Genomic DNA, 18,718 nt, shown 5'->3' with positions numbered 1-18,718 from the left:
CTTACTCTCAAGTAAAGTTAAGAATGTACAAGATCAGCTCTTAAGCTGATCTTCTTTTTCAACAATGCTGGTTCAGTCATTTTCTCTTTTTGTCTCTCTAACTGTTTTTGCTTCGACTAATCTCTTTCGCTCGGCTTTGCGTTTCTCAGCTTCCATCCATTTCATACTATCTTTCTCAATTAATTTTTCCAAATAATGGACGATTATCATCAATATAAATAAAACAAAAAATAAGGATGTCATTAGTAACGGTATTAACATAATAAATTGAAAAAAATATGTATTTTTTCTTCCATAGCATTATTTCCAGTTGTCATAGAATGATTTAACAATATGTATATCAATAATCATAATATTATATATTGATATTTCATTCTATAAGAGTTAGCTTATATTTAGACAAAATAGGAGGATAAAAAATGATTATCGTTGCCGCCTTCTTTTTGATTCTGATCACTATTTGGATGTTCTTGATTAAAGTCGGGGAGATATTTGGAGTAAGAAAATGCTCCATTGTGAAATTTGAAGTACCGAAAACGTCAGAAATTTATGATCCATCTAACTACACAAACCCACTGAATGAATTCAACGGAATTGATTCTTAAATGTCAACACAGAGGCACTAAATGAACGTACAACCACAGTCTGGAAACCCAGATTTTCCTGATTTTAATGAGCAGGAAAACCCACAAAGCAGCACTGAAAATAAGAAAGAAAAAAAGCATTTTATCAACCAGCTTCAATACTCTGATTCACTCTTACAATGCGAAGGTTTTATCAATGGAATCAATGAGGCTAAAAAAGACGGTCGTAGTTTATTCTTTGCGAAGGTAGGACTTATTCAGGGGAGGATCCCTGATGGTGATGATAGATACAAATTCCGTATTACAAATTGTGACCTTCTGATTGGTAAAACTCTCGAAAAATGGGCTGCTGAATTTTTAGCGCATGCAGATTTACTCAATGGACTTGTGATGAGGTTTGAAATTCGCAATTTAACCTTTGAGCCAGTACTTCATGATGGAAAAGCATACTTGAATAACAAAGGAGTACTAGAGACTGTCCAATTTGGAAGCCTAAAAAAGTAGATTGTTTTTTTGAGAAGACTTTATAATTAGACCTTCATAAAACGATAAGGTATTGAAAATGAATAAAGTTAAACAGAAAGACATCATTGAGCTGGCAAAGGATGAAGTTGTCTTAGAAATGGTTTCGGGCGGTCTTAATAACGTCGCTAGTGTTCGTATTATGACCAATGGATCAGGTAGAGAGATCCCTAATATCAGTCGGATGAACCAACAAGATGAACTTAAACCCTGAACTCTACTTATTAAGCAGTACATGCTTGGTTGTGCAGATTGCATGTCTGCTTTTTTTAATAAAATTTTACTCACAACAATCAAATTCAATATTCATTACAACTGCTGTTGTCGTGGTCGCCAATGCAATGATGGTAGTGATTGAGCCGATGCTCTTCCAACTAGCTGAGCATTATCGAGAAGTTGCAAAACATGCTTGGTATATCATTTTTACTCTGATTGATCTCATAGCCATTTACGCTCTTTTCAAATTTCACAAATTACTTGGCATCAAAGTATCTCTCAGCGCCAAGTTCGTGACCAGTGCATATATGGCGTTTTCATGTATTCAAATACTTCGGTTTTGCGATAGGCTCATTCTGGAAACTAACTTTATGCAGTATGTGTATCAGGTTAGCATTCCATTTATCGGAGTAACTATGACACTTGTAATTTTGTATAACACAGTCATGAGTAAATTAAAGTCAGTGGATGCTTCTAAGGAGGTTCTTGGATGATTTTTGTTTCAGTGTTTATTCTCTCAGTGTTGATTATATTTCACTTTAGATTTGCTAAAGAACTATTTGATAGCGAGATAACAGAGCATGTTCAAAGAAAAATAAAATCTGATTTATCAGAAGAAGCATTCTGTATAGTCGAGAATTTAATCGATGTAGATCGTATCCGTTACAGAAGCGATAAAGAATTAGCGTTAGAACAAATACAAGGTAAAGCCTCAGAACTATACGAAGAATACGAAATCAAAGTTGCAGAGGAATTGCAAAAGAGTGGTAGTTCATATAAAGCGTTTGGATATGTCGTATTGAAAGGGGGTAACCCTTAATCTTTCTAGGCTTCCCTTACGAAGAGATCTGGTCTAATGCCTGATCTCGATCGGTTTCACTTGATGCACCTGTTTACTCAAATTCCTTCAGTTTTTTCTTTATCAAAGAACCTATATTTTAAGAAGATCAGCAATAGCCCTAGATGGATCAATAATGGGACAGTCAGTGTATTCCATCTTGTTTCTGTTGTAAGAACAGACTTTGATGGATTATTGGGATCTATGAAACATAAGGTTCTTTTTCCAATGTAATAAAACGTCTGTAGCTTTCTAAGCTCTACTAGATCTGATGAGTAGATCGTTTCTCCTTCAAGGAAGTCAAAGTCACTTCCAATATACTTCATTCCTTGGTAGTGGAACGTATATTCGAATTCAAGGTATTGCTCTTCACCATGAGCGATTTCATTACTAATGATTTCACATTGGACCGCTATCCATGACTGGAGGTTTAGCTTACCGATAAGGACGGGGCTAAGTGTGAACAAAATTGGAGAAATAATACACGTAATGATTAGTAGGATAGGGATGTAACGCATAATTACTAAACTAAAATTTTCAAAACTTTGCATTATATGTATGCAATTCATTAATTTCAATTTTTGTCATTTTTAAACAATATTTTGATCACTCATTATATTTTATTTTGATAGTCATTATTTCAGACAAGAAGACCGCTTTTATTTATAATATCGTTTCATCATTGGCGCACCTCGGCTTTACAGGGGTTATATGAAAATTATGTTTAATAAACACCAAAAAGCTTTTATTAAGCTTTTTAATGAAGTTGCTCGCTCTTTTAATCGTTACAGAGTGTTTGAGGATTTTATATCTATGTCAGGTATAGCCATACAAAATGCATTTTTAAAATCTGATGGCCTTGAGCAAAAGTATTTAAAAATCGCAGGAGGCTATCAAAACGATGATTTATCAAAATTATCTGATTTGTTGGCTGAGGTGGTTCTAGGTTTGGAAATGAAACCATGTGATTTCCTAGGAGAAATATTCATGGAACTTGGATTGGAGAACAAAGATATGGGGCAATTTTTCACCCCATACGATATATCCAAGGCTATTTCTATCTTGAACTGGGATAAAGAGACAGAACTGCTCCTGCAAAGAGAATCATTTATTACCATTGCCGATCCAGCTTGTGGCACTGCCGGGACGATCATCGCTTTCTACGAATTAATGTTAGAGAGAGGGTTCAATCCGCAGAAACAATTATGGGCTAGTTGCATTGATATTGATCCTCTTGCAGCAATGATGGCATACATTCAGATGTCTTTATTGGGAATACCAGGGGAAGTTCTGATCGGCAATTCACTTACACTTAAAATCAATCAAGTTATGCACACTCCAATGCACTTTATAGGGGATTGGGATCTTAAGCTTGATATTTATAGACGAAGAAAAGAGCAGGTAGCTTAATAAGTTGCTTAGAGTGGCCTATATTTTCGGCTGGTATCTAATCAATAAAGCCTACAAACCTTAATTGGTTTGTAGGCTTTCATTTAGAGTTGATTTAAAACACTTCCGATATCTAGTGCCATATACTCTGGCGCATCTTGAATAGCTTTTTCCAGCAGTATCCGAGTCTCCCGGTCAAAGGAAATGGCCAATGACTTCAATTTTTTTGACTCAATCGTTATACCAATTTCCTTTAACTGGATCTGAAAGTCTTCCTGGAAGAACGCATCCAGTCGATCTGATAGTTTGCTTCTCTCAAGTTGGTAAATCTCCCGCAATAGCCGGTCGAGGTCATCCAGCAGCGTTCGTACATGCAACTTGAGTTTAATGGCTCCATTTAATTCAAAAAATGGATCCTTTAGTTCAATCCGCTCAGGGACTTTCTCTACGTTTGCATTTTCATCTCCATCCCAATCCAGAAGTAAGGTGAATACCCGTTGGATGGCCAAACACCGGAGCTGTTTTTCTGGGATAGGAGCAAAAGTCGCGAATACCTGGTTGAGCCGTGTTTTATTGAAGTCTGGGACAGCTTCATCATCCATCCATTGATTCAGCTGTTGCAGGTGCGCTGGCGCGAGCACTCGGAGCAGGTTCATCTCATGAAAAACACTGCGCCACAGTTCAGAGTCGATCCGCTTTTGTAGGGATGCCAGGTGTTGAAATTGAGCCATTTCCAGCTGTGGGCAGAGGTCGGTGCCTTGTGTTGTTAAAATGCTTTCAATGCGAGCAGCTGACGCTTTAATGGTTTTCAGTTCTTGGTGAGCGCGTTCTCGTGCTCCTAGTAGAGCGTGGCTTCTTTGATTCATTTTTTGACGCATGGATACAGAATACTCCTAAAATCGGTTAAAGAGGTTATGTGCAGTCTTTTCCTGCCATGACCTCTGACCACCTGGCGAAGGTCGGGGTAGCAAAATGCAAGTGAGGGGGAACCACCCATTCTGCACAAGCTAGGCGCGGAAGAATGGGGGATCACTTGCGTTGCGCGAGGGCAGCGCCCTTAGTTTATATCTATTTAAGAAAATCATATATACTTTTATTGAGTTTCATAATAATATATTTTGAAAGTTTAATAATGTTTGGTTTTTCTATTCAAAAGATTGGTATTAAATGAATTCAGAGCAGCTTGAAAGGTTTATCACAGAGATTAGTTCAACGGTTCCTCATGATATCTCCTTCGATGATTTAACAGTAAAGCTTCATGACTTAAATCTTGCGATTAAAAAGCTCGAAAGCCATTCAGAACTATGCATTAAGTATCCTTGGATTCTTGATCTAGCAAATTTACAAGTTGATCTCTTGTTAAAAAAAATATCAGAGTTTGCTGTAGAGAATAAAAATGCACATTCAATACTAACGGTTTCAGCAGAGCTCAATAAAATCAGTGGATATTAACGATGGAAAAAATACCTTTAAAACATACTGAACTTACAAAAATTCTCAGAGTTACTGAACCGGATGTAGAAATACAAGTGGTGAAGGGTGGGTTTCATATGTATATCCTTATCGAAGGGATGATATACGCCTTGTATACCCAGCGAGGAAGGATCAGAACAATTAAAACAGCCAATCATCTTTTCAAGTATTTATCAGAGCTAGGGATCAAGTCAGCTAGGCTTAAGGGAATTGAAGATGAAAATTAAATTTGATTCTGTAGATACAATAATTCAGAAGTTCAAAAAAGGTTTGGCTCGTCTTTTTTTTTTGGTGGTTTTTAGTCTTATTGCTTTTCTAATTGTTGCTCCTTTGTCGTACTTTTTTATGAATTTATTTCTTGAAAATGTAATTGGCTTTTTGGTAGCGTTTTATGGCTTTATTTATTTTAAGTTGAAGAGCACACTTGATACTGAGAAGTGACCAACTTTTTCTTTAACAATTGCCTCCATTTCGCCAAAATAACAAGCAACAAGTTACTCGTTATTTCTGACAATAGCTTTGATTTAACTCACTGAATAATATAAAATAAACACCATTCAAGGTGAGTTTTTCTCGGTACTTGAAATAGTAAGGTGGTTAATTTCTTAACTGGCACTTACAGCACAATCTTAAAATCAGTGCATACGCTGATTTTAAGATCAGTGTAGCGCACCTCGGCAATATTCAGGGGTTAATATGAGTGAAGTGAAAATTGGTTGGTTTTCTGTAGAAGAAGTCTTTATTGTCGGTGATATTGACGTCGCAATTCGTGATAGGCGAAACAATGATGTCATTGCATTTCGAGTAGACTCTTTAGAAGGACTTGAACAGTACAATCAGTTGATAGAGCTTTTGCTTCATCACCAAGAAATGGGAGTATTAAAAGAGCTTGATTTAGCGATTTAACTTCCATTCAGTATCAGAGTTAGAGTTAACACTTTTGGTGTTACTCTTCTCTGGTACTTCAATATTTCCTACCTTTTGTTGTTGTCATCGGTAACTTTCATCACAAATCCATAATTCGACTTATCAACGATACTAATGTTATGCTATCGTAAAATACCAAGTTGCTCGATTGAGTGATCGAAACAGCAAATAAAAAATTAATTTTTAGTTTGTCTGAAACAAATTTTTTAAGCCGTGTAGTACACGGCTTTCTTATTCTAGGTATTACGAATGTCTCAAGAAGCTGCAAATCTTGATAATGCTGAACCAATTACAGAAAACGAAGTAAAAGTCCTCATTCGGGAGGGTATATCCTGTAGCTTAGTTTTAGAGCATAGGATTTTCGAAGGGAAAAAGAGCAAAAGACCGGGTAAGAGAACAGAGAAAGATGATAAAGATAAAATAGTCATCATCAACCAGTATTATCTTTATGCCAAAATACGAAATCAGCTGCGACCCATTCACACTCAGCGCAAAGAGCATAGGAATTTTGCAAACTTAGAAAGAGCGTTTGCCTGGGGTAAAAACATTGGTTTTAAGAGAGTTTCTCTTTCTCTTGAACTCAACTCTTATGTCCTTGCATAGGGTTCGTTTAAATTACAACCTTTCTTTCGTAAAATCATCAATACTTGTAAGGGAATAACATAAATTCCCTTCCTCTCAATACCATTCAAAAAATCCTATAATATCAACGATTTTATTGTCATTCCGATCGATTATGATAGAATGTTTTTATCTCAAGGTGAGTTTATAAAACTCGGTACTTGAGACAACACTATTGTAATGAAACCAGTGTATACGCTGGTTTCATTACCAGTGTTATGCACCTCTGAATAGGGGTTTATAAAATGAATGAACAATCATTTGAGTTAGCTGTTCAACAACGTGAGCAAGCTGCACTTTCTGAACTTGCATTTGAAATTGTGAGAGACCTTTTTTCGAATACACCGAGAAGTTGGTTTTCTTGTGACAAACTCAGAAAGGAAGTTACTGAGAAACATACTTTGATTAGTATGCTTGGGTTGATCGATGAGTTTAATCATCATGCATATATGTTTCAAAGAAATGATTTGATTATTTCTATTAGAGCACATGACGATATACCTCAACTAATTAATCAATTAGTTCTTGATAAAGCTGCCGAGATTTTGACACTGCCTAAGCAGTGGAAAAATCTCGCACCTTTTGATGATAAGGTCGAACAAATACAAGATCTCATGCGTGCGGTTCGTGCGGTTCCAACATTCAATAAAATGATGGAACAATTCGAGCGCTATGATTTGATTACGTTTGCTTGATACTCATCTATCTGTTCAACTTTAATACCAAGGTGAATTTTTAAATTCGGAACTTGGGGCAACTGGTAGCACTTTGCTGACAGTTGCCAGCAAAGTGCGCCTCAACTTTTAAATATAGGGGCTATTATGGAAAACATCACTCGAATAGTAGAAGTGGTTAATTCTCAACTACCACTTTTTGATCCAGGTGCGATTGTTTTTTCACGTTTAGTTGGAAAACAAGTACAGGAACATGGTTTGGAACCTTTTGCTGAATTACTCTTTAGACACGTTCATGGTGACTTTGGAGAAATCAGTGAGGATGATATCCAACTCAATTACGAGTCCCTTGCTATTAATAGTCATGGGCGAGTAGTGTCTTCTTATCGACTTAGCCTTGAAAACTTTTCTGAAGTCGTCTGGGTTATCACTGACGCTGATGGAGCTTTTACTACGTTTCTATTGCCCAGTGAGTACTAATGGTATTTATCTTTCTAGATATATATCTTAAAGCCACCCTTAAGGGTGGCTTCAATCTTTCCTTGTTAATTCCAGTATATATTTTTAGTCATACTGCTAGAATAAACTCCACTCAATAAAGCTTCAGAGAACCAAGATGCTTGAAGTGCAACTTTCAAACAGAAGTTTTCTCATCCATAACTTTACCGAATTCATATCAGCTTGCTATGAGTCACACTCTCAGGGACATCAACTCCAATGTTTCACTGTCATAAAAGGTAAACGGTTTCATTTACGTGACTCTCAATTCATTTGGTGTCGAAAAACAATGGAAAAACACTACCTAAACCTGATCAATAAGAAAAATATGGTTGATCCTATGTATCAAAAGTTATTAGAATCGAAGGTGATAACCTCAGAATCTTTTAATTATCAAAATTATAAAAATAAGCAGATAAAATACTTCAAGTCCACAATCATGATATGATATTTTGATAATCAAGATTTGTCATTTTGATTTTTCATGCTAAACTAATGTTTTGATAGAACAATGCACCTCGAAAAGGGGCTATTAAAGAGGATAAATTATGGGAAAGATAATAGCTGTCGCAAACCAAAAAGGTGGGGTTGGTAAAACAACAACGACAGATAACTTAGCACAACGTATCGCGGAAAAGGGCAAAAAAGTACTGGTGATAGATAATGATCCTCAAGCCAGTTTGACTGATGCACTTATTAACAGTGAACAGATCAAGAAAGTGATTAAGCATGAAAAAAATAGGACAAAGCCAGGAAGCTGTAATTCATGCCTGTTATATCTAGAGGGTGAAATCCCGGAACCGATTGAGATCAAGAAGAACTTCTATCTAATCGGTGCTTCAAAGCACCTTGCTGAATCAGGAACTAATTCAGAGTTTGATATGATTTGTGAGTTTATGGATAAACTGGATTTCTTTTCTGGACAATATGACTACATCTTTATTGATTGCCCTCCCTCTGCAACTATATTTCAAACTGCTGCGCTTTCTTCTGCTGATTACGTATTAATTCCAACTGAGTTAACAGCAAGCGGTCTTCGTGGAATAGAAGAACAGAAACAATCCATTAAGAAAATAAAAAGAAGAGTCAACACAAGATTAGATCTTTTAGGTATTGTGATTTACGCACGACACAAACGTAAAATTGTTGTTGAGCAACATTTTGAAAGTGTAATTAGAGAAGAGCATGATAAGATTTTTGATACGGTGATTCCGTATAGTCGAAAAACTGCGGTAGAAGCAAGAACATTTCAGAAAACAATTCAGGAATATGCTCCAAAAAGTGAACTTGCAAAACGGTTTGAGGAATTAACAGATGAGTGCCTTGTAGCCATGGGAGCGGGAAGATAATGTCTGCTTTAAAAGATAAATTCAAACAACATAGAAAAAGTAGAGCAGAGAAGACGTTAAGACCGGCTAAAGATGACTTTTCTGATTTACACGAACCAAATATTGCTGAAGAAATTAAGGCTGCACAATCAGAGGGACGTTTCATATCCGGTTCTCCAGAAATGTTTTACCCTGACCCGGACCAACCTAGAAAAGTTTTTGAAGAAGAGGCATTGCAATCACTAAAGGATAGTATCTTAAGCCTCGGACAGCTTCAGCCTATTCTTGTTACTTTGGATGATGCTGGTAAGTACAAAATTATAGCTGGGGAGCGTAGATGGAGAGCGATGTCAGAAATATCAGCTGATTTCCAAATCGATGCTGTAATTCGAAAGGAGGTTGACGATTCACTCGAAACACAGCTTCAGAAAGTCATTGCTCAGTTAGATGAAAATACACAACGAGAAAAGCTATCAGCGATAGAGAAAGCTGAGGGCTATAAAAGAGTAGTCGATTTTGCTAAGGAAATTGGACACGATAGAGCATATGCACAAGAAGCTTTGAGAATCAGCAAAGGCCAGCTTTCAAAACATTTATCACTTTTATCAGCACCTGAAGAGATCCAAGACCTTTCAAGAAAAGACGTTATTCAAGATGTAGAGTCATTATATAAGCTCACTTCTTCTTTAAAAAATCATCCCGATGAAACCAAGAAGATCATTAATGAGTTGAATAAAGGTACACTGGGCGGTTCAATCAGAAAGGCAATTCAAGATATTGGCCAGTCAGATGCAGATATCGAAAAAACGTCTAAAAACGAAACACAACCCATTATGGAAAGTAGCAATCAGGCTGTCGATGGGGTGGTAGAAAAATCCATTGCAACGCAGCAGGATGAATCTCTTTCTCTTCCAGAGGAAAATGAGCCCTCTTCCAATAATACTGATAAAAATGTTGAGTATATCAACTCTATTTTTGTCGAGCAGAGAGAAAATGGCGCAGCTGAGCTTGTGGTAATAAAAAATCATAACGAACATAGATTTCTTTTAACTTCTGAAGCGCTTCAAGAGCTAGCAGCTGAGTTAATTGAGTTATCCTAAGAGGTTTTTATGTCTAGTGAAGAAATAGATTTTGGGAAACATTGGGCTGCTATTGAGGATGGAAAAGTCTTAAGCACAATTCCAATGTTTGTTCCAAAGGACAAGGAAATAGATTTTGATGAATTTAGAGATAAAGCAATTGCATGCTTATCAATGCTGGGTGACGTGAAATCTGGAGTCATAGTCGAGGTAGGTGGATTAAGATACTTCAGACAACGTTTGACACATGAAAACAGAGGGAAGTCCCCAAGAAAACAAAAGGAGTTCTTGTTGTATCATCCAAATCTTAAAAGGAGAAGTTCAGATGGATGATTCTCGTCAACTGTACCAAATTGCCAAACAGTTTGACCAGCTGAAAAATGTTCGAATTCTATCGGAAAAGCAGTTGCTATCGGCTCAACCAGACATTGAAAGTCCAGCTGTATTAAGAGTAGCAATGAGAGTAAGAGACGAAAAAAGATCTGTTTCGAGTAATTGATCTTAGTGTAGATCAATGTAAGATCCTGAAAAAATGATTAATTCCCGGAACTTTAAAGGAATCTAACTTAGAAATAAGAATGCAAAAAAGCCTCAAATAGAGAGGCTTCCTTACACAAATGCCAACGCTAGCGTATTATCCGGCCAGATTAGACCTAGCGTTTGAATGAATCTAAAGAAAAGATGCTAAGGCTTAATTTCCATTAAGATCCAGTTACAACACTCGGGATTTTAGCCATCTCTTGTCTTTAGGTCAATGACACAAGCAACGAAAGAGTTTTTATACAGAAAAACTTAATGCTTTGATAAGAATAAGAACAGAGTATGGACATACCAAACCAGGTTATAAAAAAGGTTTTTGCAATGTCCTGTAAAGAGCAGGACAAGGATGCAACAAGATAGATATTACAAGGCTGGGACCGCGCTTAATCGCGTTTATACAGAAGCTGCCTATTATCCCAGATGTAGTGACGATAAAACAGCACGTCTATCTCTCCCTAGAGATCTTGCCACAAAACATCCATACATGCAGGTTAATCGACCAGGAATGGAATCTTGGCTCATTTTTGACTTGGACCATGACAACCCTTGGATATGGGAAGAGGCTGGGCTACCAGCACCAAATCTGATTGTAATGAACAGGAATGAGGGTAGCTCGCATCTTTTCTATGCAATTAAGCCTGTCTGTACTTCTCTCAGAGCCCGTGCACACCCCATACGCTACAAAAAAGCTATTTATGAAGCAATGGCTCGAAAGTTACGGGCTGACGCGTCATATAGTGGACCAGTTGCAAAAACACCAGGACATCCTTGGTGGAGCACTACAGAAATTCACAATATCGAATATTCGCTTGGCGAATTGGCTGATTATGTAGATCTTGAAGAAAAACCACGATGGAGTAGGGGACCAGACATAGAAGGTAACTCACATTCCAGGCATTGTCTTTTGTTTGAAGAGGCTCGCTACTATGCATACTCAATCGTAAATGAATTGCGTGACAATGGCACGTTTGAGCACTTCCATTCAATGGTTCAGGCCTTTGCTGAGAATAAGAATAATTTCAGTAAACGAGGCTTTCCACAGGACCTTACATATTCCCAGATGATGGCAACCGTTAAAAGCATTTCACGGTGGACGTGGGATAACTATCACGGTACTGGTCGATGTCATGTAGGTGCTATGAGCCTGAATAAATCATTGCCTTTAAATGAACGGCAGAGCCTCGCAGCAACCAGGACACATAAAGAACGCCAAAAAAGCACAGTATCAAAAATCAGGGCCGCCTGCGCGAATCTTAGGACTCAAGGAAAGAAACTGACCTATGTAGCCATAGCAAGAATTTCTAAGCTCACACGCCAAACGGTGGCGAAATACAAGGACTTCATAGAACATAACGAACCTTGCAAAATTATATCGATTACGGAGGTCATGCAAAAATCAAAAAGTGTTAATTATGCTACATATCAGATACCTCCCGCTTTGAGCTTTTCTGCTTTTAGTGAGGAGCATAGCGACTTGCTTTTGTTTTTAAGAAGAGTCTTTGAAAAGGAAGAACCTGATTAAATAGATCTTTATGGTGATCACTGAGCCTTGATGTGCATCCTTTCTCCCAAACAACTCCATTCTTTATGCCAACTCTAAGTGTAGCCTTGAATCTGGTTAAAAAAGGATGTCTCTCAGAGATAAATGTATATCTAATATAACGTTTGCATTATGCTATTGATAACCAATGTAGAGTTGCTTTCATATATGATATTCAGCCTTCGTTTTTGAGTTTTACAAGCCTCCGTTTTCTTGTAGGAGAGGAAAGTACTCTCCCACATGAAGGGATCTATACCGTAACTATTGTTCACTTCAATTTAAACAGAGCCAGCGCCTTATTTACGATGATGTTGAAAGATCCAAAACTAAAAGCGCTCCTAACCAACGACAATAAAGAGGAATAGATGTCAGATACACCCAAGCGCAGCGAAGCCCAAAAAGCTGCGCATGCAAAATACGAGAAAACAAGAAAAAATAAGCCGCGCTTACCAGGTGGTTACCTAACAGAAGAAGAAAATGTATTGCTTGGTGAAATGGCCGATGTTTACGGCTCAAAAAAAGCAGCCATTTTTAAAGGGCTGGAATTACTCAAAAAACACACGAAACAGTATGATGTAGGAGACGAGTAAAGTCTCATACTTTTATCCCAAATATGGTTCTAGATAATAGAGGAAAAGGCTTGAAAGTAAGTCGCACGAATATGCGACTGTTATTAAATTTCTATAAAAAAGCAGCCAGTTGAGAAAGTAAGCCACTTGCTATCATGCTTCCAGTTATACCTTCTAATAAGGATCTCACTGTATTCAACGACTCTTTTACTATGACTTGCTTTGGTTTAGGTGAGGCGATCTGATGTTCAATTGTTGCGATCTCGGCGCACAGTTCAGCTTTTTCTGCTGAGTCTAACGGTAAGCTTTCTGTTTTCTCCTTAAGCACTTTGAGAAATCCAGCCAATTCTTTCAGATCCACGCTTACCGTTAAAGATTGAGTTGAATTCGGAGAATCCTGTTGCAATTGAGAGTTTTGCATACTACCGATATTGTTGGTTACTTGGTATGTGATAGCATGTGCCGATTGTTTTTCTTTATCTGTGAAGCTCATTCCTTCCCCCATTACACCTTGCTCTTCAAGTCGCAATGACCATTCGAGCACCTTATTTCTAACAGCATCTAGAATTCCAATGATCTCTGTATGAGGAACCACAAGTGAAGCCTGTAAGGGAACATCCAAACGCTCTATGATCCAATTAACTATATTTTGAGGATAAGGCATATGAAATTCCCCTGAATCACCTTTGGGTCCCAACTCATCTAGTTCACCAATAGGTTGATAATTCTTACGCCTAGATAACTGCTCAGCCATCTTTGGCTCACCAAAGTTAAGTGGTTGCCAACCGTGGTATTGATTCCAGATTTTCGGCGTACCATACATTTCTCTGTAATCAGGAATTATATTCTTATCGTTAGGGTATCCATTGAGTTCATAATTAATCCAATCTTGGATTTCTGAAATATTTAGCTTTCGAGATACGACAAGCGCCTTTCTTAATAGATCACTGACCCTTACATTACGATCTAGTGAATCCCTTTGCAGTTCCAAGATCAAGCCAGTCACGCAATATTTCCCCTAGTTTTATTCGGTTGGATTCAGTATAAACCCAGCGATTGGTTATTATTTGCTCGCAGTATTTTTGCATAATTTAACATTACTATCAAATTGTTATAGCGTTTCTCGGACTATCTATTAGTAATGTTCTTACCGGAACTGAGGCTATCATTTCCCGCTGGCCACCTGAGTATGAAACTGTACTTTCCCACACCTACTGAAATACTAAATAGTTCGAAATATCCCGTTGACATATCGTGCGCACGATATATGATACTCAACAAATCAAACAGACACGAGTAGGAAAATACATGTCTCAAACAGACACGAGCAGGAAAACACTTTCAGATGTGGACAAACAAAGTATTAAGCGTTACTTGAATGAACTCGCTGAAAAACGTGCCGAATTTCACCCGAGTGATCTAACACATGAAGGAGAGCTATACATTGGGGCTGCAAGTCTTCTTCAATACGTATTTGGAGAAAACCCTATTTCAAACTCGATTACTCTGCAAACTGTTTTTGGTGAAATGCACAGTAAAAATCTTGCTCAAAGGGTAAAGTATTACGTGATTGGTATTGAAGAAGAGTGCTTAGAAGACCAGGATGGTGAACAGATAGAAAACAAACATTATTCACAATTAGCTGTTTTTCAAAAAGGAGATGTACCCCCTGGCCAGAATTATGAGGTCTATGCAAAGACACTGACTGACTTTGAGAATGATAAATATACAACAGTGATGGTTCTTACCGAAGATGAAGCAAAGGCTCTGTTTGCTTGGAACATAAACTCATCGAGGCCCGCAGTAAAGTACATTAATGAAATTACAGAACAATTAATCCGCCTTTAGACGTTTAAAGTAGCCTAACAAGAACATAAAGAATAGGGTAAAAATATGTACGATCATACTGTATGTGCCAGATATACAAGTGGTGTAGTCGCTTCAAAATTAACCTTTAGATCTGATAATCCACATGGTGCTAAAATGGCATCAGATCCTGAGTGCAATAAATTGGCCTGTGAATTTCTGGGAGTTTCAGAAATCAACCTCTCATACATTATAGGTTCGACCAGGAAAGTATCTGACCCTACAGAGGTAACCCCTGAAAGAAGCTAAATATATGTCTACATATGAGTAGCTGATCACCAGGAGGAACAGACACATGAAAAACCATGAAAGCATTAAAGCCTTGTTTAGAAAAATATGCGAAGCAGAAAACGAATATTTAGGTCCTAGAAAATACCCGGAATACGGGCAGGTCGTCTGCACAGGATTGATCCAAGGTAAACCATATGACTTTGACCATGCAATTGGATATCTTGTGCAAATCAGGAAAGGCCGTGGACAGTTTGGAACTGATCAATACCTGCTAAGACATCCAAACGGTACAATCGTCTGCCATGAAAACCAGTCACTTTGGCTCATTGGTGAATCACTATCCAAGCAAGCCCTTATATTTTTCGCCATAACTCCAGAACAAGAGGGTGGGGATACTGAATACACATTATCGGAAGGCCGGCCAGAGAAAGGATATATGATTGAATTCCAGTATGATGATCCTGTCAGCGAAAATACCGACTTTTGCTTAGCACTCACCATTGAAACGGCGGATAAATAGGGGAATGTGCACGAACCCCCATATTGAATGAGGTCTGTTTTTCTTTGTGATCAAAAGAGATCTAACTTGTTTGAGGAGTGAGAATGTGAATTAAAGGCGGCTTGTTTGTAAGTTGTGGTCAGTTTATCTGTCCATAGCTTACAAATAAACGTACTTGTTGCGGAGCAAATTCATATTCTTGAGCGACCACTTATAGATTTTAGTGGTACTCTCTTATTGACAACTTGTCTATTTGATATACACTGGTCCCGCTTTAGATGATTTATATTTATCCTTCTTTTTGCTTTGTACTCTCTTTTCTCCTTCTTTGAATTAAGATTGCTGACAGATTTACAACTGCCTTTCGAACTAAGTAATTTCTCTAGCTACGCTGGTGAGAACTCACCTTACTACCCCATCTTTAAACAGGTAATCTATATGTCAAATACAACTACAGGTGTCGTCAAATGGTTTAATCCAGAAAAAGGATTTGGATTCTTATCCCCAGACGATGGAGGAAAAGATGTTTTCGTACATTTTAATTCTATTAATGCCGATGGATTCAAAACATTAGCTGAAGGGCAGAGTGTACATTTTAATGTTGAGCAAGGGCAACGAGGTCCGCTCGCGACGAACGTTGTGATCATATAATTTATATCATCGCCCTGAACTTCCTCAGAAGGTTAGCTATGTTCTAACCTTCTGAAAAACTAATCATATGTCTTCTCCCTACAATTATTACTCTTAAAGGAATCGAAATAAGAAAATGCCAATAATATTAAGGGGGTAACTAGCAGCTACAGTGTTTGGCTGTTTCAATATAAAGAAGGAGCTAATATGCCTTATTTAATCAACGGGAAGATGATCCATTTATTACTTCCCATACATTCAATTTCCGTAAATAAATGCAAAGTTGTCTTTTCAGATAAACGAGGAAAGAAACATATCCAGCTACAGGATCCTATGGAAACGAAACATTTTCTCAACTGGCTACTGACTGAAGCGAGCAGGACGTAGTTGGAGTTCATTGGGTTGTACTAGATAAGCCTGAATAGAATTTATTGTGACTGAGTCACCTTAAGGAAAAAGGGGAGTGTACAGCACATATCTTCGAAAAATTCATTTGTTTAAAAATTATATTTATATCATGTCGAATAAATTAAAAATAATCGACATATAATAGTGTCATGTCGATGCAATCGACATATAATCTGTTCGTGTTGAAATAAATGCGAAATTTAAACATGAACTGGTCAGCTGATCTGCCTTATAACAATTTACCAATACTCCCACCTGACAGAAGTATGCTAGATGATATAGATATACTGAAAGCCTGTATACCGGCCAGAGCTGCCATTGCTGAGCTAAAACAGGCGGGAGAGTTACTACCCAATCAAGGACTGTTGATCAATTTACTCCCGTTACTTGAAGCAAAAGACAGCTCTGAAATAGAAAATATTGTCACTACGTCTGATAAATTATTTCAATATGCTCAGGAAGACGCCCAAGCTGATCACGCTACCAAAGAAGCACTACGTTATAGAACTGCTTTGCATCAGGGCTATTTACAGTTGAAAGAGCGACCTCTAAATAGTAATACGGCGATAGAAATTTGCAGTACCTTAAAGTCTGTGAATATGGATATAAGGAAAGTACCAGGTACAGTACTAAGTAATAGCGTCACTGGCGATATCATTTATACGCCTCCTGCTGGAGAGGATGTTATCAGGAGTCTATTGTCTAACTGGGAAACGTTTATTCATAGTGAAGATGAATTTGATCCACTGATCAAAATGGCCGCTGCCCATTATCAGTTTGAAGCGATACACCCGTTTACGGATGGTAATGGCAGAACGGGACGTATTTTGAATATCCTTTATCTGATAGAGCAGGGCCTTCTGAGCCTACCTATCCTGTATTTAAGCCGTTTCATCGTTCAACACAAGCAAGACTACTATCAACTGTTATTGAATGTCACCAAAAATCAGGAATGGAAAAACTGGATCTGTTTTATGCTTAACGCGGTGGCCGAAACAGCATCGTGGACAACACAAAAAATTGCCGCTGCCCGTCAGTTAATAGAGCATACAACCGAATTTGTACGTAATTCACTACCTAAGATATACAGCTATGAATTGATCCAGCTGATTTTTGAACAACCTTATTGTCGGATCAGTAATCTGGTTGATACTGGCCTTGCTAAAAGACAAACTGCCTCTGTTTATCTCAAGCAGCTCTGCGAAATAGGAGTGCTACAGGAAGTACAGTCTGGTAAGGAAAAGCTGTTCGTTCATCCAAAGTTGATCCAGCTAATGACAAAGGACAGCAATCAATTTACAGAGTATGGTTCGATGAGTGGCCAGTTTATAAGTGCCGGTAAAGCCCGTTAGTTAGGTTGATATTTATGAATACAGTAGAAGTTTATGTTCTTTGTAAAAGTCGCTCTTTTATTTTGGCTCACAAATTTTTAAATCAGTTTGCCCCCTCAAGAGAATGCTCACATGAAGACTTTCCTTTCCCGGAGTATACTGATACACCATCACAAGTTTATAAATGTGTTGAAGATGTTTTAAGGGAATTAGAAAGTAATCAGACAGAGAGTTATTCTCTTTATTGGGATGTAATTGCCCACGATTATTTAAATAGTGTCATGCTTTTTTTTACCGATGATGGTGGAATGATAGCTGGTATAGCTGTTAGTGAAGGATATGAGACAAAGGTGATAAATGATCTTACAAAAACAGTGAGTGGTGAATATGGCTACGTTTCATATGAGAATGTACCACCTTCTTCATCTGAAGAGTTTATACGTATCTGCAATAGCTCCAATCACTTGAGAGTCGTCGCTGGTAAAGTTTTAGAATAACTTAAGGCTGATAAAAGCACGGAAGATAATAAGACTATTTTAGGCTCCGTTAGACCCTTATAGAAATAGCTTCAATAGTGGAATAAAGTGTGAATTTGACTAACTGTATTGTCCATTCAGGCAGGGGACTCGATTAAATGAAGTATTACAAGTCTTATTCAGAGTCACATAATGGTGACGAAGGTATATTTTTCTGTGAGGTAGAAGACGGTGTTATCACTCGTCACATAAGTGTCTATGGTGAAATTATGTACTGGGCAACTCCGAGCGACGAATTTGACGAGGAATATTTCTTTACTGATCAACCAGAGTTTGAAATGACTGAAGAGGAAGAAGAGATTTCCCAAGAAGAGTTTTCTCTCCTTTGGGAAAAGGCGGTTGCCCAATGAAAACTATTGATGGTGATCTTGTGCGTCCCGGTTCAGAAGGCTTTTTTGATGTAATTATTTATGGCTGTA

26 protein-coding genes are annotated in these 18,718 nt (G+C 37.7%); 23 read left to right on the top strand and 3 right to left on the bottom strand.

Going from position 1 to position 18,718, the window contains the following annotated elements; translation table 11 throughout:
- Nucleotides 1-626: 626 nt before the first annotated feature.
- Genes C505_RS0118845 through C505_RS0118830 form a run of 4 tightly spaced genes read left to right on the top strand, consistent with a single transcriptional unit; the run spans nt 627 to nt 2,142 of the window.
- Nucleotides 627-1,088 (top strand): hypothetical protein, encoded by a 462-nt coding sequence (locus C505_RS0118845; protein WP_018694197.1) that lies wholly within the window; start codon nt 627-629, stop codon nt 1,086-1,088.
- A 58-nt stretch (nt 1,089-1,146) separates the two neighbouring features.
- A complete protein-coding gene (locus C505_RS24470; RefSeq protein WP_018694196.1) occupies nt 1,147-1,320 on the top strand; it encodes a hypothetical protein in 174 nt (57 codons plus the stop codon).
- Nucleotides 1,304-1,816 carry a hypothetical protein gene (locus C505_RS0118835; RefSeq protein WP_018694195.1) on the top strand — a complete coding sequence of 171 codons (513 nt, stop codon included), beginning with the start codon at nt 1,304-1,306 and terminating at the stop codon, nt 1,814-1,816. Before C505_RS24470 ends, C505_RS0118835 begins: the two co-directional genes overlap by 17 nt.
- Nucleotides 1,813-2,142 carry a hypothetical protein gene (locus C505_RS0118830; protein ID WP_018694194.1) on the top strand — a complete coding sequence of 110 codons (330 nt, stop codon included), beginning with the start codon at nt 1,813-1,815 and terminating at the stop codon, nt 2,140-2,142. Before C505_RS0118835 ends, C505_RS0118830 begins: the two co-directional genes overlap by 4 nt.
- A gap of 77 nt (nt 2,143-2,219) precedes the next feature.
- On the opposite strand, the gene C505_RS0118825 is transcribed toward C505_RS0118830, so the two are convergent.
- Nucleotides 2,220-2,678, bottom strand: coding sequence for a DUF3592 domain-containing protein (locus tag C505_RS0118825; RefSeq protein ID WP_169337071.1), 459 nt, complete (start codon nt 2,676-2,678; stop codon nt 2,220-2,222).
- A 193-nt stretch (nt 2,679-2,871) separates the two neighbouring features.
- Between C505_RS0118825 and C505_RS0118820 the strand changes: the two genes are divergently transcribed.
- A complete protein-coding gene (locus C505_RS0118820) occupies nt 2,872-3,570 on the top strand; it encodes an N-6 DNA methylase (RefSeq protein WP_040440299.1) in 699 nt (232 codons plus the stop codon).
- A gap of 83 nt (nt 3,571-3,653) precedes the next feature.
- Here the strand turns inward: C505_RS0118820 and C505_RS0118815 are convergent, their stop codons facing one another.
- Nucleotides 3,654-4,427 carry a hypothetical protein gene (locus C505_RS0118815; protein ID WP_018694191.1) on the bottom strand — a complete coding sequence of 258 codons (774 nt, stop codon included), beginning with the start codon at nt 4,425-4,427 and terminating at the stop codon, nt 3,654-3,656.
- A 289-nt stretch (nt 4,428-4,716) separates the two neighbouring features.
- On the opposite strand from C505_RS0118815, the gene C505_RS0118810 reads away from it, so the two are divergent.
- The 12 genes from C505_RS0118810 (at nt 4,717) to C505_RS0118740 (ending at nt 12,819) form a co-directional block, all read left to right on the top strand.
- Nucleotides 4,717-5,001, top strand: a complete 285-nt coding sequence (locus C505_RS0118810; protein ID WP_018694190.1) for a hypothetical protein — start codon at nt 4,717-4,719, stop codon at nt 4,999-5,001.
- A 2-nt stretch (nt 5,002-5,003) separates the two neighbouring features.
- Nucleotides 5,004-5,249: a hypothetical protein gene (locus tag C505_RS0118805; protein WP_018694189.1), complete on the top strand. Its 246-nt coding sequence runs from the start codon at nt 5,004-5,006 to the stop codon at nt 5,247-5,249.
- Between the two features lie 469 nt (nt 5,250-5,718).
- Nucleotides 5,719-5,928: a hypothetical protein gene (locus C505_RS0118795; RefSeq protein WP_018694187.1), complete on the top strand. Its 210-nt coding sequence runs from the start codon at nt 5,719-5,721 to the stop codon at nt 5,926-5,928.
- A 270-nt stretch (nt 5,929-6,198) separates the two neighbouring features.
- Nucleotides 6,199-6,552 (top strand): hypothetical protein, encoded by a 354-nt coding sequence (locus C505_RS0118790; RefSeq protein ID WP_018694186.1) that lies wholly within the window; start codon nt 6,199-6,201, stop codon nt 6,550-6,552.
- 263 nt (nt 6,553-6,815) lie between these two features.
- The gene (locus C505_RS0118785) at nt 6,816-7,265 is read left to right on the top strand and encodes a hypothetical protein (RefSeq protein ID WP_018694185.1); all 450 of its coding nucleotides are present in this window, start codon (nt 6,816-6,818) and stop codon (nt 7,263-7,265) included.
- Nucleotides 7,266-7,391: 126 nt separating this feature from the next.
- The gene (locus C505_RS0118780; RefSeq protein ID WP_018694184.1) at nt 7,392-7,724 is read left to right on the top strand and encodes a hypothetical protein; all 333 of its coding nucleotides are present in this window, start codon (nt 7,392-7,394) and stop codon (nt 7,722-7,724) included.
- Nucleotides 7,725-8,290: 566 nt separating this feature from the next.
- Nucleotides 8,291-9,091 carry a ParA family protein gene (locus C505_RS0118770; RefSeq protein ID WP_018694182.1) on the top strand — a complete coding sequence of 267 codons (801 nt, stop codon included), beginning with the start codon at nt 8,291-8,293 and terminating at the stop codon, nt 9,089-9,091.
- A complete protein-coding gene (locus C505_RS23915) occupies nt 9,091-10,170 on the top strand; it encodes a ParB/RepB/Spo0J family partition protein (RefSeq protein ID WP_018694181.1) in 1,080 nt (359 codons plus the stop codon). The genes C505_RS0118770 and C505_RS23915 overlap by 1 nt, the downstream gene beginning before the upstream one ends.
- Nucleotides 10,171-10,179: 9 nt before the next feature.
- Complete coding sequence (locus tag C505_RS0118760) at nt 10,180-10,482, top strand: hypothetical protein (RefSeq protein ID WP_018694180.1); 303 nt, start codon at nt 10,180-10,182, stop codon at nt 10,480-10,482.
- The gene (locus C505_RS24465) at nt 10,475-10,648 is read left to right on the top strand and encodes a hypothetical protein (RefSeq protein WP_018694179.1); all 174 of its coding nucleotides are present in this window, start codon (nt 10,475-10,477) and stop codon (nt 10,646-10,648) included. Before C505_RS0118760 ends, C505_RS24465 begins: the two co-directional genes overlap by 8 nt.
- A 387-nt stretch (nt 10,649-11,035) precedes the next feature.
- Nucleotides 11,036-12,211: a replication initiation protein gene (locus C505_RS0118750; RefSeq protein ID WP_018694178.1), complete on the top strand. Its 1,176-nt coding sequence runs from the start codon at nt 11,036-11,038 to the stop codon at nt 12,209-12,211.
- Between the two features lie 383 nt (nt 12,212-12,594).
- Nucleotides 12,595-12,819 (top strand): hypothetical protein, encoded by a 225-nt coding sequence (locus C505_RS0118740; RefSeq protein WP_018694176.1) that lies wholly within the window; start codon nt 12,595-12,597, stop codon nt 12,817-12,819.
- A gap of 91 nt (nt 12,820-12,910) precedes the next feature.
- Here C505_RS0118740 and C505_RS0118735 read toward each other — a convergent pair whose 3' ends face one another.
- Nucleotides 12,911-13,804, bottom strand: coding sequence for an AbiTii domain-containing protein (locus tag C505_RS0118735; RefSeq protein WP_018694175.1), 894 nt, complete (start codon nt 13,802-13,804; stop codon nt 12,911-12,913).
- Nucleotides 13,805-14,106: 302 nt separating this feature from the next.
- On the opposite strand from C505_RS0118735, the gene C505_RS0118730 reads away from it, so the two are divergent.
- The 6 genes from C505_RS0118730 to C505_RS0118700 all read left to right on the top strand — a co-directional run bounded on the left by C505_RS0118730 (nt 14,107) and on the right by C505_RS0118700 (nt 18,649).
- Complete coding sequence (locus tag C505_RS0118730) at nt 14,107-14,646, top strand: hypothetical protein (protein WP_018694174.1); 540 nt, start codon at nt 14,107-14,109, stop codon at nt 14,644-14,646.
- A 313-nt stretch (nt 14,647-14,959) separates the two neighbouring features.
- Nucleotides 14,960-15,415, top strand: a complete 456-nt coding sequence (locus tag C505_RS0118725; protein WP_018694173.1) for a hypothetical protein — start codon at nt 14,960-14,962, stop codon at nt 15,413-15,415.
- A 417-nt stretch (nt 15,416-15,832) separates the two neighbouring features.
- A complete protein-coding gene (cspE, locus tag C505_RS0118720) occupies nt 15,833-16,045 on the top strand; it encodes a transcription antiterminator/RNA stability regulator CspE (protein ID WP_018694172.1) in 213 nt (70 codons plus the stop codon).
- A gap of 593 nt (nt 16,046-16,638) precedes the next feature.
- The gene (fic, locus tag C505_RS0118710) at nt 16,639-17,784 is read left to right on the top strand and encodes a protein adenylyltransferase Fic (RefSeq protein WP_018694170.1); all 1,146 of its coding nucleotides are present in this window, start codon (nt 16,639-16,641) and stop codon (nt 17,782-17,784) included.
- Nucleotides 17,785-17,798: 14 nt separating this feature from the next.
- Complete coding sequence (locus tag C505_RS0118705) at nt 17,799-18,260, top strand: hypothetical protein (RefSeq protein ID WP_018694169.1); 462 nt, start codon at nt 17,799-17,801, stop codon at nt 18,258-18,260.
- Nucleotides 18,261-18,397: 137 nt separating this feature from the next.
- A complete protein-coding gene (locus C505_RS0118700; protein ID WP_018694168.1) occupies nt 18,398-18,649 on the top strand; it encodes a hypothetical protein in 252 nt (83 codons plus the stop codon).
- Nucleotides 18,650-18,718 lie beyond the last annotated feature (69 nt).

Origin of the sequence: Algicola sagamiensis DSM 14643, from assembly GCF_000374485.1 — a bacterium.
Lineage (GTDB): Bacteria > Pseudomonadota > Gammaproteobacteria > Enterobacterales > Alteromonadaceae > Algicola > Algicola sagamiensis.
This window is presented reverse-complemented; position numbering and strand designations above follow the sequence as displayed.